This is a genomic window from Fluviispira multicolorata, assembly GCF_009208585.1.
Classification (GTDB): domain Bacteria; phylum Bdellovibrionota_B; class Oligoflexia; order Silvanigrellales; family Silvanigrellaceae; genus Silvanigrella; species Silvanigrella multicolorata.
Genome location: NZ_WFLN01000005.1, coordinates 62,393 through 78,718, shown reverse-complemented (window position 1 = coordinate 78,718; position 16,326 = coordinate 62,393). Strand labels below are relative to the sequence as shown.

Sequence of the window (16,326 nt, the reverse complement as noted above, 5' to 3'; positions counted from 1 at the left end):
CCTCAACTTTTAAGGTTGCGTGGATAAAAATGCGGAGAACTGACTCCAACTTCTCCAGTCATTTGCTCACGCGCAATTTGTTGTGAAGTTTCGTAACCGGCATCAGCATGACGAAAAATTCCCATAGCAGGATCAAAAGTTAAGACCCGTTTTAAACGTTCTGCTGCCTCATCACTTCCATCTGCTACAATAACCATCCCAGCATGAAGAGAATAACCCATTCCAACTCCGCCCCCGTGATGAAAACTCACCCAAGAAGCTCCACTGGCAATGTTCCCAAATGCATTTAAAAGAGCCCAGTCTGCAACCGCATCACTTCCATCCTTCATGGCTTCCGTTTCACGGTAAGGAGAAGCGACACTTCCACAGTCAAGGTGATCTCTTCCAATAACAATTGGACAACTAATTTCTCCATTTTTTACCATCTGATTCAAGAGTAACCCTGCTTTTAATCTATCTCCATACCCAAGCCACAAAATTCTGGCAGGCAAACCTTGGACAGAAATTCTTTCAGGAGCAAGCTTTAGCCAGCGTTGAATATCTTCATAATCTGAAAATAAATTTGTAAGAGCCGCATCGGCTTTTTTAAGATCACTCTGATCTCCACTTAGCATTGCAAAACGAAATGGTCCTTTGCCTTTACAAAATAGTGGGCGAATATATTCTGGAACAAATCCTTTAATATCAAATGCATTCTCAACACCCTCTTTTTTTGCCATAGCTCTAATATTATTACCATAATCAAAGGTAGGAACTCCTCTCTTTTTTAACTCCAATAAACATTTAACATGTTTTGCAATGCTTACTAGAGCATCTTTTTCAACCAATTTTGGATTTTCTTTCCTCAACTGTTCTACTTTTTCCATAGAATAACCTTGGGGGATATAGCCATAAACGGGATCATGTGCAGATGTTTGATCGGTCACAAGACTCGGTTTAAAATCTTTTCGCTCAAGAAGTTTTGGCAGTATATCAACAACATTTCCAATAATAGCAATACTTTTAGCCACTCCATTTTCAAGGTGATTATTTAAAGATTTCATAGCTAAATCGATATTATCATATATTTCATCAAGATATTTCGATTTCACACGCATTTCTGCCCGTTTTCTATCGACCTCAACTCCTAAAAAGCAGGCTCCTGTCAATACAGCGGCTAATGGCTGAGCCCCTCCCATTCCACCAAGGCCTGCTGAAAAAACATATTTTCCTTTTGTTTTCCCTTGATAATGCTGATGAAATGCTTCATTAAAGGTTTCATAAGTACCCTGTACAATTCCTTGTGAACCAATATAAATCCAACTTCCTGCGGTCATTTGTCCATACATCATCAAACCTTTTTTTTCGAGCTCATCAAAATGATCCCAATTTGCCCAATTTCCTACTAAGTTGCTGTTTGCAATGAGCACTCTCGGAGCATTTTTCCATGTTTTTATACGAGCCACAGGACTGCCGCTCTGAATAAGCAGGCTTTCATCATCTTCTAAGTCTTGTAATGCTTGAGTTATTTTTTGAAAGTCCTGTATAGAGCGTGCTGCTTTGCCACGCCCCCCATAAACAACAAGTTCTTCAGGGTTTTCTGCAACTTCTTTATCTAAATTATTTAACAGCATACGCAGTGCAGCCTCTTGTAGCCAACCTTTTGTATTTAATTTTTTGCCTCTAGGAGCTGATTCCCCAGGCTTAAAAATTTTTGTTGTGAAAGAGCTTACATTATGGATAGACATAAATATCCTCGCTAGTTTTAAAAGAGGAGAAAGGAAAAAAATGATTTGGACGGGTCCAACAACTTCTTGTGATTCATCAACACAATACTTCATTCCAGAGCATCTTAAAAATGATTTTGGAAAAATTGATGCCGCATTACGCAGCTTCTTTACTGAGTCTCGTTTGGCAAAAATGGAAAAAGTAGCTGATAAAAGAAGCAGAAAAGTTTTAACAGTTTTTGAAAATACTCATCATGCACACAATATAAGTGCTATTTTAAGAACAATAGATGCTTTTGGATTTCTAGATCTTTTCTTTCTATATTCAAATCAAGAAATGCGATTTCGCACTGCAGATACGATTGATAGAGGTGCAAGTCAGTGGCTCATGCCAAAAAGGCTTACATCTATTGAAAACTGTGCAAATATATTAAAACAAAATGGCTACAAGATTGCACTTGTTTCCTTACCAGATTTTTCAAGAACATCTGAATATTATGCTAAAAATATTCCTTCATTTGCAAGCAATCAATTTTCATCAAAAGATTTTAAAAATTTTATTGGAAAAAACAAAATTGCTCTCATTTTTGGAAGTGAACTCCATGGAGTCTCTCCAGAATGGAAGAATCATGCAGATATGTACGTGTCTGTGCAAATGTTTGGATTTATGGAATCTCTTAACGTCTCAGTATGCGCAGGTATTATTTTACAAGCACTTCGTGAATTTATGGAAATAAATTCTTGTGAACTCTATTTATCAGAGCAAGAAAAGAAACTTGTATTAGAGCATTGGATGGCAAAAACATGTTCAAGTGCATTTGAATATATCTCTAATAGAAAATCAGAGCTTTTACCTTGGTTTGAGTTCGTACGCAGTGGGAAGTTTTTTCAACCATCAATCAATCTAAATGATTCACCTAGATTATCCGATAAGACCAAAGTTTTATAATACTTGTTTTATTTAAACACAAAGGTCTTTTTAATGGATGATGCTAAACTTAATATACTCGTAATAGAAGATGATGAGTATATTAGTAAAGTAATAACCAAAGAATTTACTGCTCTAAATTATGCAACACATACCATTTCAACTATTTCAGAGGCTAAAGAATATATTAATGAAAAAGCTCATTTAATTAACCTTTTTTTATTAGATATAAAACTTCCGGATGGAGATGGACTGAGCCTGCTTGATACAATTAAGCAAAAAAACCAAGAAGCGGCCATTATAATAATGTCTGGTCATTTAAACAATAAAATAGTCAATCGAGCCATTCGCAATGGATGCTATAATTTTTTAGAAAAACCATTTTCAGTTGAAAAAGATATTGTACCAATAGTAAAAAGATCATTATCTTCAATTCTTTTAAAAAAAGAAAATAATTATTTAAGTGAACAAATGTTACACACTTCAAAACTCACGGCTTTAGGCGAATTATCTGCAACAATTGTCCACGATATTAGGGGACCTCTTGGCATAATTCAACTTACCTGCGAAGATTTAAACGAAGATTTTTTACAAAAAAATAATCTTTCTAAAGAAGAACTCGAAGAACATTTATCTCAAATATTTAAAGCATGTGGAAAAATAAAAAAACTTGTTGACCATCTTAGAAACTATTCTAGAAATGATCACAGCGAAAAAGAAGAGTCTATAAATGTTTATTCTCTCATAGAAAATAGTTTATTTATGGTCAAACAGAAAATAAGAAATTTTAATATTAAAGTTATCCATGAAGAAGATATTACTTTAAGCAAAATTGAAATCAAATGTTATCCTAATAAATTTGAACAAGTTCTTATGAATTTAATGAGCAATGCATGCGATGCAATGAAGGAACAAGAAAAAAAAGAACTTTCAATTAAAGTATTTATCAATCAAGGTTTTTTATATATTTCAGTTTGTGACACAGGTTCTGGTATTCCTGAGAATATACAAACTAAAATATTTGAAAGTTTTTTCACAACCAAACCTAAAGGCGAAGGAACAGGTTTAGGTCTAAGTATTGTGAAAAATATAGTAATGGAACATGGTGGCGAGTTATTGTTAGAGTCAGAAATGGGAGTTGGGTCTATTTTTACAGTAAAATTGCCAACTACTAAAATATTAAGTGAGGACGACAGTAGCAAATCTCCACCCCCATCGAAAGCTGCTTGAGAAATAAAATGAATCTAAATAGTTATATATTTGCTGATGAAGAACATATTAAAAGAGAAAAAGCCAAGGTAAAGGCTGCAAAAAAAAGCCGTTGGTGGCAACAAAAATGTGCTCCAGGCCTTTGTGCTTATTGTGGTAAAAAGTTTCCAATTAAAGAATTGACTCTCGATCACATCGTACCCTTAGCAAGAGGTGGCACAACAGCTCCGGGTAACGTTGTCCCTGCTTGTAGAGAATGTAATAAAAACAAAGGAGTTGACACTCCAGTTGACCTTATCTTTAAAAAGTTATGATATATTACTAAAAATACTCTACTTTAATGGGTTAAATTCTTATGGCATCAACAGTCATCGAATTATCGCCAGATATGTCTTTTTTGGTTGTGGATGATGCTCCAGCATCACGTGAAACCATTGTTAAAACTCTAAAAACACTCGGGTTTAAAAAAGTATCAGAAGGAATAAGTGAAGGCGAAGCTTTAAAGCTCTTACAAGAAAAAGTATTTGACTTTGTTATTTGCGAAAAAGACATGCGCCAATTAGGCGGCTATGAATTTTTGATGGAAATGCATGAAAATTTAGAAATCAAACGAGTTCCTTTTATGATTGTTGGGACAGAACAATCAAAAGAAGATCGCGTCCGCTTTCCTGAAGCAAATCCAGATGGTTTTTTAAAAATGCCTTTTGTTATGAAGGATCTTTCTACTCAAATTTCTCAAACACTCATGCGCTATCGTGAGGGAGAAAATATAGAAGTTGACTATGAAATTGCAAGAGATCTTTATATGAATGGAGAATACGAACAAGCATTAGGCTGGTATAAAAATATCTCAATGAAAAATTTAACTTCAGCCAGAGCATTTGTTGGTATTTCTCGCTGCAACAGAGCTTTAGGTAACAGCGAAGAAGCTGTAAAAAATCTAAAATTTGCCATGCAAAATAATAAAAACCATGTCCAAGCATATATTGAATATGGCATTTGTCTGCTTGCAACCGATCAAAAACAAGCTGCTTTAAAAGCTTTCGATCAAGCCTTACTCGTCAATCCTAAAAATCCAATGCGCTATGAAGAAGCGGCCAATATACTCACACGCTGTGAGTTATATGAAGAAGCAGAGAATTTTTTAATGCGTGCAGTCAATATGAAAATTGTTTACCCCAAATTATATGCACAAGTTGGTCGAAATTTTCTATCTCAAAAAAAGAAAGATAAGGCTCTCGATTTTCTTCAAAGAGCTAATGAGCAAGATCCTAACAACCCAAGCTTTTTAAATAGTATTGGAATTTGTTATAAGGAAATGGGTAAATTCGAAGAGTCTGTTAATTATTATAATCTAGCTTTAAAAATAAATCCCAATGATGTAAAAATAATGTTTAATAAAGTATTATGCCTTATTACCATGAGGGAATATGAGCGGGCAAAAAAAGTTTGCCATAGCATCTTAAAAGTTGATCCAAAATTTGAGAGAGTTCAACAAAAGATAGTCGAAATTGACAAATTAGCTTCAGAACAAACGGTCGAAATTAAATACAGAGGGGTTATTCCAAAATAATTATGAATAATCAAACAAATCTTCCCTTTTTAGATGAAGAAATCATTAGCAATATGAAAGAGCTTGGCAATGGTGATGAAGCCTTTGCAAACCGATTATTAATTGTTCAACTCATCACTGTTTACTTAGAGAATCTCTCTGAAAGAGTTACAGAATTAAGTGAAGCAATGAAAAAAAGCGATGCTCCCGTTATAGAAAGATCTGCACACACCTTAAAATCTAGCTCTCGCCTGATTGGCCTTGTTGCTTTAGCAGAGGATTGCCAAACTTTAGAAGACATGGGATTTGATAAAAAACTCGAGAATGCACAACCTGTATTTGAAAGAGTTATCTCTGCAACAACAAAAGCTGTAGATGTTTTAAAAAATAAAATCATCGAAATTGAAAAAGCTTAAGAGGGATTTGCTGTGAGTGGAAAAACCATCTTAATAGTGGATGATGCAGTAGAAACACGACTTTTTTTAAAAGGAATTGTTAATTCTTTAGCATTTACACCAGTTGAAGCTAAAAGTGGAATTGATGCACTTAAAATTCTTGGAGATCAAAAAATTGATCTTGTTATTCTAGATGTTCTCATGCCAAATTTAGATGGATATCAAACTTTAGAGTTTATTAATCAACTAAAAAAAACCCAAAATATTAAAGTGATATTTTTCAGTGGTAAAAAGGGAGAACTCGATCAGACAAAAATCAACGAACTAAAACCAGATGACTTCATTCATAAAACCGTTGATATTCAAGTCTTAAAAACAAAAATAAAAAAACTTATCAATGCCGAAGAGAGCCAAGCAACAAAACCCATGGCACCACCAGCAATGCAACCACCTCAAGCTGCGCCTAAACAAGCGACACCATCAGCTGCCCCACAACCACCCATTGCAACCAGCAAACCTCCTCCGACTGCAGTTCCTCCAGCAGTTGCGGCAAAACCAGCTGCTGGGGCTGCTGCTAAACCGATTTCACCTCAAACTCCTGCAACTGGAGCAAAACTTGAACTCAACGCAACAATTACCAATATGCCGATTGTACTTGATATTATAATTACACAACTCACACCTTCTGGAATCGTTTTTCAATCTAAATTTCAATTTAAAGAAGGCGCTCAGCTTTCAATAAACTGTCCTCAGGCCGCTACAACTTTAAAAAAAGCAGGTGAGCTGCAAACAAAAGTACAAAAATGTGTTCAAGATGGAGAAAATTATATTGTCAATACAAGTTTTGCTTAATAATTTACAATGAGCTTAAAAATATTTCTTCTTTACCAGATCAGAAAATACGCAGTAAGTAAAATAAGAAATCCAATATCCAAAGAAAATACTTCCAATGAGATCACTTATAAAATGAAAACTCAATAGCAATAATGCTAACATTACTAAAATATTAAATAATATATAAAACAAACGATATCTTGGATAAGCATACCAGAAAAGTGTAGTTGCAGAAATCATCACTACAGCATGTCCTGATGGAAAAGAACTCCAAGAATGTTCATCTTTAAACCAATGGAATTTATAAGAATTACTGTGCGTTAACATATATATATTATCTCTGCTAAATATAAACTTTAGAATACTTTTAATGCTCGTTGAAATTAGAACACTCATAGCAGATAAAACTAAAACCACTTCTAGCTTTATATAACTTTTTGTATATATATATTTTAAAAGAATAATAAAAATAAGAAATGGCGAAATAACAAACAAGACGGGAGGAATTAAAACTATATAATTTAATTCTTTAAGAAAATTATTTGCTATTATGTTCCCTTTTAAAATAAAAACCAACTCTCTATCAAGATAAAAAATTGATAATAAAACTACAAAAAAGAACACAAGAGATGAAACGCATAAGTTTAAAATTAGTTTCTTACTGAGCATATCCAACCATTTCTTTAAGCAGCTTTATTTACATAGTATTTTTCAATAAAGCTGCTTCATAAAATAAGACAGAACATCAAATAGTATATTATTTATAAAAAAACAATCTTTCCGAATCCTCATTTGCTTCCAATGCATTAAATTTAGCATTCCTTCAGGCAAAAAGTCGTTTTTTGACTTTTGCAAAGGCTTCATTGTAAATAATTCAAACCTCATACATTTAATCCTTTTGACTCATTAAATTCACTCCAAGCTTGTTTAAAAATACGTCAAAATGTCCACATAGCCAAAAAAAAAGCGCGCTTTTAGAAAGAGCTAACCGATAGAAAACTCTGAGATATTTTACCATTGTGAGGATTAGTTATAGAATGTTCACAAAAACAGATGAGTTTTTAATAAAACTCAACGATAATATTAAATATTTTATAATTTTAAGTACATCATCAATTAGCATTTTTTGTGGAGCATTTTTTAATTTAAATTATTTTTATTCTGTTCCAAACTCAATTACAACAATCCTTTTTATTAGTAATTTATTAATAATTTTAACAATTATAACATTTCTAAACATTAAATATAATTTTTCAAAGAAAATATTCTCTCTGACAAATACCATATCAATTTCCTTCATAATATTAGCAATTTTTATAATATATCTAATTGAAGTAATCCATATCTTTCCAAATTCAAAACAAGTTATCAGCAGTCTATTAAATATTTTTATTTGGAACTCAATTGCATTTAACTCTGCTATTATTTTTTTAAAACGACGGACATTCCTCGAAAAAAGTGAGCAGGATAGAACTTACGTCTCAAAAACATCATTAACAACAATTGCAATTTTCACATTACTCACTGCAAATACATTGACTCAAGATATAAAAATATCATTTTCTATTGCTTTATTCTTACCAATTCTTATTTTACTCAACGAATTACAAAATATTTCACAATCAAAATCAGGTAAATCTCATTTAAGCTTAATTCTATTTGTTAGTTATATTTGTGCAAGTTTTCAATTAGGCCTTTTTTTAAATATAAATTTAATCTATAGTAATTTCATAAGTGAATCATTATTATTTATATGTCTTATAACGCTTAGTCTTCGTAATTATAGCTACCTTTCCTGTGAATTTAAAGACATTCAAAAAATGTCGATCAATCTTGCCCGAAAAATGGGTGAGTTAAGCATGATGCATATTGAAGCACAAAAAGCACAATTGGCAAAAGAAAATTTTTTAGCGACTATGAGCCATGAAATAAGAACGCCAGTCAATGGAATCATTGGCCATGCCGAACTTCTTTCTGACTCAGATATTTCTGACGAGCAACAACGCTTGCTTGGAATGATTACAATTAGCAGTAAAAACTTAATGAAATTAATTGATGAAGTTTTAGATCTTCCAAACTTAATTTCTGGAAATATTATATTAAGTAAAGAAGAAATTGATATTTCTAACCTAGTCGAAAGTGTCATTGATGTTGTCAGTCCCAAAAGCTTTGAAAAAGGTCTTGATCTGACTTATTTTATTGAACCATCTGTTCCACAATTTATTATTGGCGATCAAAAACGTATTGGTCAAATACTTTTAAACTTTAGTAACAATGCTCTTAAATTTACAGACTCAGGAGAAGTATTTATAGGTGTAACTTTAATAGACAATTTAAATGAAAATGAAATTGAACTCCTCTTTGAAGTAAAAGACACGGGTGTTGGAATTCCGGCAAGTAAAATTAAAAAACTATTTAAAGCCTATTCACAAACGGATGCTTCCATTTCAAGAAAATATGGTGGTACAGGATTGGGGCTTGCAATTTCTGCTCAACTTATTGAACTCATGGGAGGAAAAATTTGGGCAGAAAGCATTGTTGGTAAAGGAACTCGCTTTTTATTTACACTAAAATGCAAAATCGGAAAAAGCACTCCAAAATCGACTGTAAATATAGAGCATTTAAAAAATGTAAAATGTCTAGCAATTTCTGAAAACCCAACCATGCGATATATTTTAACGCGTAGGTTTAGACAATGGAAAATGATTGCAAAAATAGTTAGAACTTTCGAAGAGGCACAGCATTTAAGTGGAATAGAAGAATTTCAGGTGTTAATTGTTGATATTGTCAATGATAGCAAAAAAGCAAGTATGTTTTTAAAAGGAAATCAAATCAATCCAACCGGTAAAATTCCCTCAATAGCTCTCATAAATCTTGGAAAATACTCGGCACCAAATTTACATTTAATCTCAAATGAAACAATTACTAAACCACTAAAAACAGATTTTTTAGCAAAAACAATGAAAAAAATTTTAGACCATAAAACTCAAATAAAATTAGAAGATAATATTAATATTATCTCTGATTTACAACATCATGTAACAAACAAAAATAATCTCATCCAAAGTAAAAATCCACTAAATATTCTGGTTGCTGAAGATAATCCAGTGAATCAAAAATTAATTATGAGTATTTTAAAAAAAATGGGACACAATGCAAAACTTGTTGAGAATGGTAAACTCGCTGTTGAAGAAGAAAGTAATGCAAATTATGATCTCATTTTAATGGATTTGCAAATGCCAATTATGGATGGCTTAGATGCAACTCGAAATATTATTATTAATAAGAAAGGAAAAATTAGACCCAAAATATTAGCACTCACCGCAAATGCAATGCCTGGCGATAAAGAGAGATGTTTAGATGCTGGCATGGACGATTACTTAACAAAACCAATTCAAATTAAAACTCTTAATGAAAAAATTGAGCAATGGGTTCAAAAAGAAAAACTCCCAATAATAGAAACAGAATCACCTAAAATACAAGATGTAAATGAAACTAATAAAAAGGATTTAAGAATTCTTGTTGCAGAAGATAATTTGGTGAATCAAAAGTTAATTATGAGTATCCTAAAAAAAATAGGATACAATGCAACTCTTGTTGAAAATGGTGCTCTTGCAGTTGAAGCTGCATTAAAAGACAAATATGATATCATCATTATGGATCTACAAATGCCTATAATGGATGGACTTGAAGCATCTAAACAAATTAAATCAAACGACACTATTCAGCCTAAACCAAAAATTATTGCACTCACTGCAAATGCAATGGCAGGAGATAAAGAACGCTGCTTAAATGCTGGAATGGATGACTACATGACAAAGCCCTTACAGATTAAAAATTTAGATGAAACATTGAAAAAATGGGGAAATAAAAACACTGCCTAAGAGAAGGATTTTAGAATGATCGATAGCGAAAGTCGTTTTTGGAAAATTCCATACTACTTAATAAGTAAACGAATTTTAGCTGTAATTGCAATTATTTCTATTTATATTTTAACGATAAGAGAAGATATTATCAGTAATAGTTTTATTCTTTTTTATGATATATTAAATGCGTGGATAATAACGATCACCTATTTTCTTTTTAAATTAGTGCACCAAAGTGGTCGGAAAAACTATTTAATTTATTCAAAAATTGTTGCTCTTTTAGCATTTTTTAGCTGGATGTCTGTCTTTTTGTCATTAAGTGAAACTCCAATTTTTGGAAAATTAAATATTATCGCCGAAGAAATTCCATTTATAATTATTTTTATTATTATAATAATAAATAAAAGAAAATTTAATATCAAAATAGAACGCTTAGAACCTTGGATGACAGCGATTTTATATTTAACAGTTCCATTAATAATTTTGATAAATTTTCAAATATTTTACAAAAGTAACTCAGTTGATTTAGTTGAAAGTTTCTTAAAGCTTTATATATATTCCATTGCTTTTTTACATTCCTATACAGCATTTCGATTTGAATACTCACGTTTTGAATCACTCAAAGATGAAATGGAAATTAAAAGTGTTGATATTTCTAAAGTAGCTGAATCAATGAAAGAAGCGACTCGACTTAAGGGAGAATTCTTGGCTAATATGAGTCATGAATTACGAACTCCTTTAAATGGAATTTTAGGTTCTGCAACATTACTTGTTGGGACAAAATTGAATCAAGAACAGAGGGGATATTTAGAAATATTAAGAGCATGCGGAAATAATTTGCTTGTAATAATAAATGAAATACTTGATTTTTCAAAATTAGAGGCGAATAAACTCGAGCTAGAACATATTGCTTTTGAAGTCAATTCTTGTGTCGAAAATGTATTTGAACTTCTTGCCCCTGCAGCAGCGAGTCAAGATACGGAATTAATATATGATATTGATACAAATGTGCCAATTCAAGTAGTAGGAGATCTGACACGTATTCAACAGGTTCTCACTCATTTAACTGACAATGCTATTAAATTTACAAAAAATGGTTACACCTATATTTCCGTTCACTCAACAACAAATGATTCAGGAAAGATTAAATTATCATTTGATGTAGAAGACACTGGAAGTGGAATTTCAAAAAAGAACATAACTAAAATATTCCAAACTTTTTCACAGATAGATGATTCTTCCACGCGTAAATATGGCGGAACAGGGTTAGGATTGAGTATTGCAAAGAGATTAACAGAAATGATGCAAGGAATAATTCACGTTAAAAGTGAAATAGATAAAGGCTCTACCTTTAGTTTTAATGTAATAACAGAAAATATTAACACCGAAAAATATAAATTTGAACCGAGTCCATGCAACTTAATGAATTCAACTGAACTTAGTCAAAAAGTCATTTATATTCTTGAAAAGAAAAAACTTTTGCAGAAATCAATCCGCAACAGATGCGAATATTGGGGATTAGAAGCCTTTTCTGCAGAATCTATTGAAGAGGCAATTGAAATTCCTTCGCAGATTTCTCCTTCATTTGTTTTGGTCAGTATTGATGATTTTGATAAAGTTAAAGTTATAGAAAAAATCACTGAAAAATACTCTGATAAAAATATTATATTTATTGCTGTCTTCAAAAACTCAAGCATGTATTCTCCCGAAGATAAAATAATACCAAGCGGTTATTTTGGAAATATATTTAAACCTATTCGTTACTCATTATTATATGAAATTTTATTAGATGCTTCGACACAAAAGTCTTCGGGATCCCATATTCTACAAAAAGTAGAAGAACAGAAAATAGGAGATTTATATCCACTCAAAATATTAATTGCTGAAGACAATGTAGTTAATCAGAAATTAATATCAAATATGCTTAAAAAATATGGATATATTTGTGATATTGTTGCTAATGGAAATGAAGTTCTCGAAGCTTTAACCCGCGCTCAATATGATATTATTTTTATGGATGTACAAATGCCTGAAATGGATGGTCTCGAGGCCACTCGACAAATTATAAAAAAATATCCAAAAAGTAACACGCGTCCAAAAGTACTCGCAATGACAGCGCATGCACGAGGAGCAGAAGGCCAGGTATGTCTTGATGCTGGTATGGAAGGTTATTTAGGTAAGCCAATTGACATGAAAGAACTTAAACAAATGCTTACCTATTGGGGAAATATGATTAAGAAAATGAAACCATCTACTTAATTTGTAATGAAGGAGGTGGCAATGGCAATTCTTCATCATAATTTTTAGCTCCTGTTTTTGCTTTTGGCAATTCTTCATCATCCGCAGAATTTAAAGAGCTTTTATCTTCATTAAAATCTAATTTACCAGTTGATTTTGTAAGTGGCTCAGGCACAACGGGTTTATTATTTAATGAAGCTGTGACATCACTTACCTCATTGCTATTAGGGCTTGAAAAAATGTTTTGTGGCGGTGGAACAGGAGTGTAAAAAGAAACCTTTCGTTTTGGAATAAAAACATTGTCCGATGATGATCCCGTAATATAAATTTTAAATAACCTTCTTCCTGTTTCAGAATAATCGTTTGCATAAGGGTTCTTTTCTTCTGCATTATCATCATCTGTTTCTTGATTTGCCAATGATACACCAGAATTAATAGGAACAATAACTTGACTCAAATTTGAACCAAACTCAAATGGCACAACATGAGCTTTTTTTTCTGCCCAATATTTCCAATCTAATTTCTCTGCAAAATTTTGATTTTTAATAATGGAAAGAGCTATTTCTTGCCATGCAGGAATGGCTCCCCCTCCATACACTCTATAGCCCTTACGAATCATTGGTTCATTTGTATCATAGCCAATATATGAAGCTATTGTATAGGCATTGTCAGGACTCAAAACATCACCATTTGATGCAGGATAGGGAATAAATCCAATATAAGTACCATTTTTATAATCATTTGTTGTTCCTGTTTTTCCAAATACAGGAATACGAATTTTTGCTGCCTGAAGCTGTTTATCAATAACTTCATCATTTGAACGTAAAATTATTTCATTATTTAATACATATGCGGTACCAGCTGTTACAGTACCTCGCAAAACATTCATCATTGAAGGGGAATAAAAACGATCGGCAAACTGATACTCTTTTGCTTTAGCTTCCCATAATAAATTTCCATTTGAATCTTCAATTCTTTTAATAAGAACAAGCTGATTCGGCTGCACTGAATTAAAATAACGATAAGTTTTTCCAGTCAAAAAAGTTTGGTACATTAAAGCCAAGTCTGACAAAGTAATATCATTTGACCCCAAAGGAAATGACTGTACCCATTTTAAAGGCTTTTGAATTCCCATTGAATTTGACATATTTGCTGTGTAATACATTCCTAAAGAATATCTAAAATCAGCATTCCAGAATAGTTTTTCAAAAGGTGAGGCTTCTTGCAAATTTTTCCAATATTTTGCTAAATCAGAATTTATTGTTTCAATTAATGATAAAGGAACAACTCCATCTAATAAAATATTTGTTGAGTTTAAAATAGAAGAGTTTGCTCGAATTAGAGTTAATAATGCATCAATACTTAAAGGCGTTGTTTTAATACCAGTCACCAGATTTGAAGTGACTTCAGGACGCCAAGGATCTTGTGATTGAAATACCAAAGCACCATCTTCGGATTTAGCAAATGAAAGTAAAAAATCTCTATCGATTTCTGTAATAGCTGAGCCTGATGACGTTTCTTTTAAAGCTTCTATAGCATTTTTTGCTTGTGCAGCAAGTTTATTAAATCTTAATAAATTATTTTTTAGAAGATTTATTCTTAGATCTTTTTCTTTTGGTGTTAAATCTTTATCTTCAATAATTATTTGTTCTTGTTTTTCAAACCCATTACCAAAATGCAGAGTTCTTAAAAAGACTTTTAATCTATTATTTCCAAATACAGACAAATCAGATAATAAATCAGCCTTAATTTTTTCTAATATTCCATGCTTTAAGTAATATTCATTATCTGGAGTTGCATTAAACTTTTTGGCAATAAGCGCTAAAGACTGTTCTTTTGACATGCCATTTCCTGTGATTCCAAGGAAATTTAAAAGATCCAAGAATTGATCGTAATTTAATTTGTCTGTAAGGTGACGTAAAATCCAAATACTTGCTAAGTTTTCAGACTTTGCACCTGCTCCTAATATAGTTGTTTCTAGCGAGCTAGGTGCATGATCAGGTCTAGGGAAATAGAATACATTTTGCCAAGTAAAAACATCTCTCATATTAGATAAAGGATCTAGAACAGTCCAACCAAGTTGTTGGGCCGCATAATAAGCTGTAAGTTTAAATGATGACCCTGGTTGGCGTTCTGCAAAGACGGCTCGATTGTATTCACTAGAAGAAAACCCTCCTGCCATAGCAATAATTCGACCTTTATCGAGTACAATAACAGCACCTTGTACACGCGGACGTGATTCAATATCGCAAAACATAATCCCTTCAGGTGTAATATTTTTCACACTTGCAAGAACATACTGCCCAATATGTACAGATGATAAAAAAGCATCTCTTGATTTTTTTAAGCCTTTTTTAAAGGATTGATCCATGATTAATGAAACACGATTTATAGCTTCCGTATTTACCACACAAGTTGGAATACCAAAACTTATTCTTATTTTCTCGGCATCTTCAATTCTTTCAATACTTTCAATTTTTCCTACATAAAATCCATTTTCTTCTGGTTTTTGGATATTCATAAAATTAGATTGAGGTTCTGCGCTGAATCCGTTTAAAATTAATTGAATTCGACTTAAATTTTGCCTTAATCCATATTGAGCTGCATTTTGAATATCTTTTTCAAGAGTTGTTGTAATATGCAAACCCATTGTACCAACTTCATCCACATTATTTGCACCAATTGCCTGTAAAACTTCGGGACGTGCAAGTTGTTTTGAAATAATTTGATTGACTGCAAGTTCATTAAATTGAAAACGTCCTTGATTAAAAGGAACAGACTCTTTTAAAGAGTCTTCCAATTGCTGCGCAGTTATTTTTTGGTTTTTAAACATTCTATTTAAAACATAATTTTTACGAATTCTCGCTTCATTTCTAGCTTTTTCCTGACCATTTACTGTTATTTTTGTAAATGGATTATACTTTTCAGGTGCTTTTACGCTCCCAGCTATAAAGGCAGCTTCAATTAAACTTAAATCTTCAACATTTTTATTAAAATAATATTTTGCGGCAACCCCAACTCCTCTTCCGTTTCCAGTTACGTGAAATTGGTTCAAATAAAACTCAAGTATTTGATCTTTAGAATACATTTTTTCCAGTTTAAATGCATTTATCATTTCTTGAAATTTAATATAAAGATCTGTTTCTCTTCTCCCAAAAAGATTTTTAACAGTCTGTTGTGTTATCGTCGAAGCACCTTGTCTTGTTCTAAAAATAAGGTTATGCACAGCCGCACGTAAAATACCCTTTGGTTCTATACCTATATTTGTATAAAAATCTTCATCTTCTGCTGAAACGATTGCATCTTTCATTACTTGCGGAACTAAATCAACTCCAACATAAATGCGGTGTTCTTGTCCAAATAAACTTCCTAATTGTGATTGTCCATCAGCATAATAAAGAACTGTTTCTTTAGAAAGTATATCAATAATTTTAGACTTCTCAAAATCAGCATAATTACCTGCATAAACTTGCCAAATAACGAAACTTGTAGCAATTGCAACAGGCACGCATCCCAAAAAAAAGAGAAATAAAAATACAAGTATAATTTTTTTCATATGAACTCCAAAAACGTGCCTATCCTTCATGCCCTGTTTACT

The 16,326-nt window shown here is 32.1% G+C and carries 11 protein-coding genes; 8 read left to right on the top strand and 3 right to left on the bottom strand.

The genetic code is table 11. The features are described from left to right. Positions 1 to 2: 2 nt before the first annotated feature. The gene (gene hutU, locus GCL57_RS03935; RefSeq protein WP_152211976.1) at positions 3 to 1,727 is read right to left on the bottom strand and encodes a urocanate hydratase; all 1,725 of its coding nucleotides are present in this window, start codon (positions 1,725 to 1,727) and stop codon (positions 3 to 5) included. A 40-nt stretch (positions 1,728 to 1,767) separates the two neighbouring features. Here hutU and GCL57_RS03930 point away from each other — a divergent pair, with 40 nt between their 5' ends. From GCL57_RS03930 to GCL57_RS03905, 6 genes are read left to right on the top strand one after another with little or no spacing between them, the layout of a single operon-like run. Next, entirely contained in the window at positions 1,768 to 2,655 is an 888-nt protein-coding gene (locus tag GCL57_RS03930; RefSeq protein ID WP_152211975.1) for a TrmH family RNA methyltransferase, read from the top strand. A 33-nt stretch (positions 2,656 to 2,688) separates the two neighbouring features. Then, on the top strand, positions 2,689 to 3,864 hold the full coding sequence (locus GCL57_RS03925) for a hybrid sensor histidine kinase/response regulator (RefSeq protein WP_152211974.1): 1,176 nt from the start codon (positions 2,689 to 2,691) through the stop codon (positions 3,862 to 3,864). Between the two features lie 8 nt (positions 3,865 to 3,872). After that, the gene (locus tag GCL57_RS03920; RefSeq protein WP_152211973.1) at positions 3,873 to 4,157 is read left to right on the top strand and encodes an HNH endonuclease; all 285 of its coding nucleotides are present in this window, start codon (positions 3,873 to 3,875) and stop codon (positions 4,155 to 4,157) included. A 41-nt stretch (positions 4,158 to 4,198) separates the two neighbouring features. Then, on the top strand, positions 4,199 to 5,416 hold the full coding sequence (locus GCL57_RS03915) for a tetratricopeptide repeat protein (RefSeq protein ID WP_152211972.1): 1,218 nt from the start codon (positions 4,199 to 4,201) through the stop codon (positions 5,414 to 5,416). Positions 5,417 to 5,418: 2 nt separating this feature from the next. Continuing rightward, on the top strand, positions 5,419 to 5,811 hold the full coding sequence (locus tag GCL57_RS03910) for an Hpt domain-containing protein (protein ID WP_152211971.1): 393 nt from the start codon (positions 5,419 to 5,421) through the stop codon (positions 5,809 to 5,811). Positions 5,812 to 5,823: 12 nt separating this feature from the next. Continuing rightward, the gene (locus GCL57_RS03905) at positions 5,824 to 6,642 is read left to right on the top strand and encodes a response regulator (protein WP_152211970.1); all 819 of its coding nucleotides are present in this window, start codon (positions 5,824 to 5,826) and stop codon (positions 6,640 to 6,642) included. A gap of 15 nt (positions 6,643 to 6,657) precedes the next feature. Here the strand turns inward: GCL57_RS03905 and GCL57_RS03900 are convergent, their stop codons facing one another. Beyond that, positions 6,658 to 7,293: a phosphatase PAP2 family protein gene (locus tag GCL57_RS03900; protein WP_152211969.1), complete on the bottom strand. Its 636-nt coding sequence runs from the start codon at positions 7,291 to 7,293 to the stop codon at positions 6,658 to 6,660. Positions 7,294 to 7,661: 368 nt separating this feature from the next. On the opposite strand from GCL57_RS03900, the gene GCL57_RS03895 reads away from it, so the two are divergent. Then, positions 7,662 to 10,508 (top strand): response regulator, encoded by a 2,847-nt coding sequence (locus GCL57_RS03895; RefSeq protein WP_152211968.1) that lies wholly within the window; start codon positions 7,662 to 7,664, stop codon positions 10,506 to 10,508. Positions 10,509 to 10,523: 15 nt separating this feature from the next. After that, positions 10,524 to 12,749 carry a response regulator gene (locus tag GCL57_RS03890; RefSeq protein ID WP_152211967.1) on the top strand — a complete coding sequence of 742 codons (2,226 nt, stop codon included), beginning with the start codon at positions 10,524 to 10,526 and terminating at the stop codon, positions 12,747 to 12,749. Here GCL57_RS03890 and GCL57_RS03885 read toward each other — a convergent pair. Next, positions 12,742 to 16,284, bottom strand: coding sequence for a transglycosylase domain-containing protein (locus tag GCL57_RS03885; protein WP_161597585.1), 3,543 nt, complete (start codon positions 16,282 to 16,284; stop codon positions 12,742 to 12,744). The genes GCL57_RS03890 and GCL57_RS03885 overlap by 8 nt on opposite strands. Positions 16,285 to 16,326 lie beyond the last annotated feature (42 nt).

Coding starts and splice junctions, on each gene's coding strand:
- hutU (WP_152211976.1), bottom strand. CDS start 1,727: ATGTCTATCCATAATGTAAGCTCTTTCACAACAAAAATTTTTAAGCCT.
- GCL57_RS03930 (WP_152211975.1), top strand. CDS start 1,768: ATGATTTGGACGGGTCCAACAACTTCTTGTGATTCATCAACACAATAC.
- GCL57_RS03925 (WP_152211974.1), top strand. CDS start 2,689: ATGGATGATGCTAAACTTAATATACTCGTAATAGAAGATGATGAGTAT.
- GCL57_RS03920 (WP_152211973.1), top strand. CDS start 3,873: ATGAATCTAAATAGTTATATATTTGCTGATGAAGAACATATTAAAAGA.
- GCL57_RS03915 (WP_152211972.1), top strand. CDS start 4,199: ATGGCATCAACAGTCATCGAATTATCGCCAGATATGTCTTTTTTGGTT.
- GCL57_RS03910 (WP_152211971.1), top strand. CDS start 5,419: ATGAATAATCAAACAAATCTTCCCTTTTTAGATGAAGAAATCATTAGC.
- GCL57_RS03900 (WP_152211969.1), bottom strand. CDS start 7,293: ATGCTCAGTAAGAAACTAATTTTAAACTTATGCGTTTCATCTCTTGTG.
- GCL57_RS03895 (WP_152211968.1), top strand. CDS start 7,662: ATGTTCACAAAAACAGATGAGTTTTTAATAAAACTCAACGATAATATT.
- GCL57_RS03890 (WP_152211967.1), top strand. CDS start 10,524: ATGATCGATAGCGAAAGTCGTTTTTGGAAAATTCCATACTACTTAATA.
- GCL57_RS03885 (WP_161597585.1), bottom strand. CDS start 16,284: ATGAAAAAAATTATACTTGTATTTTTATTTCTCTTTTTTTTGGGATGC.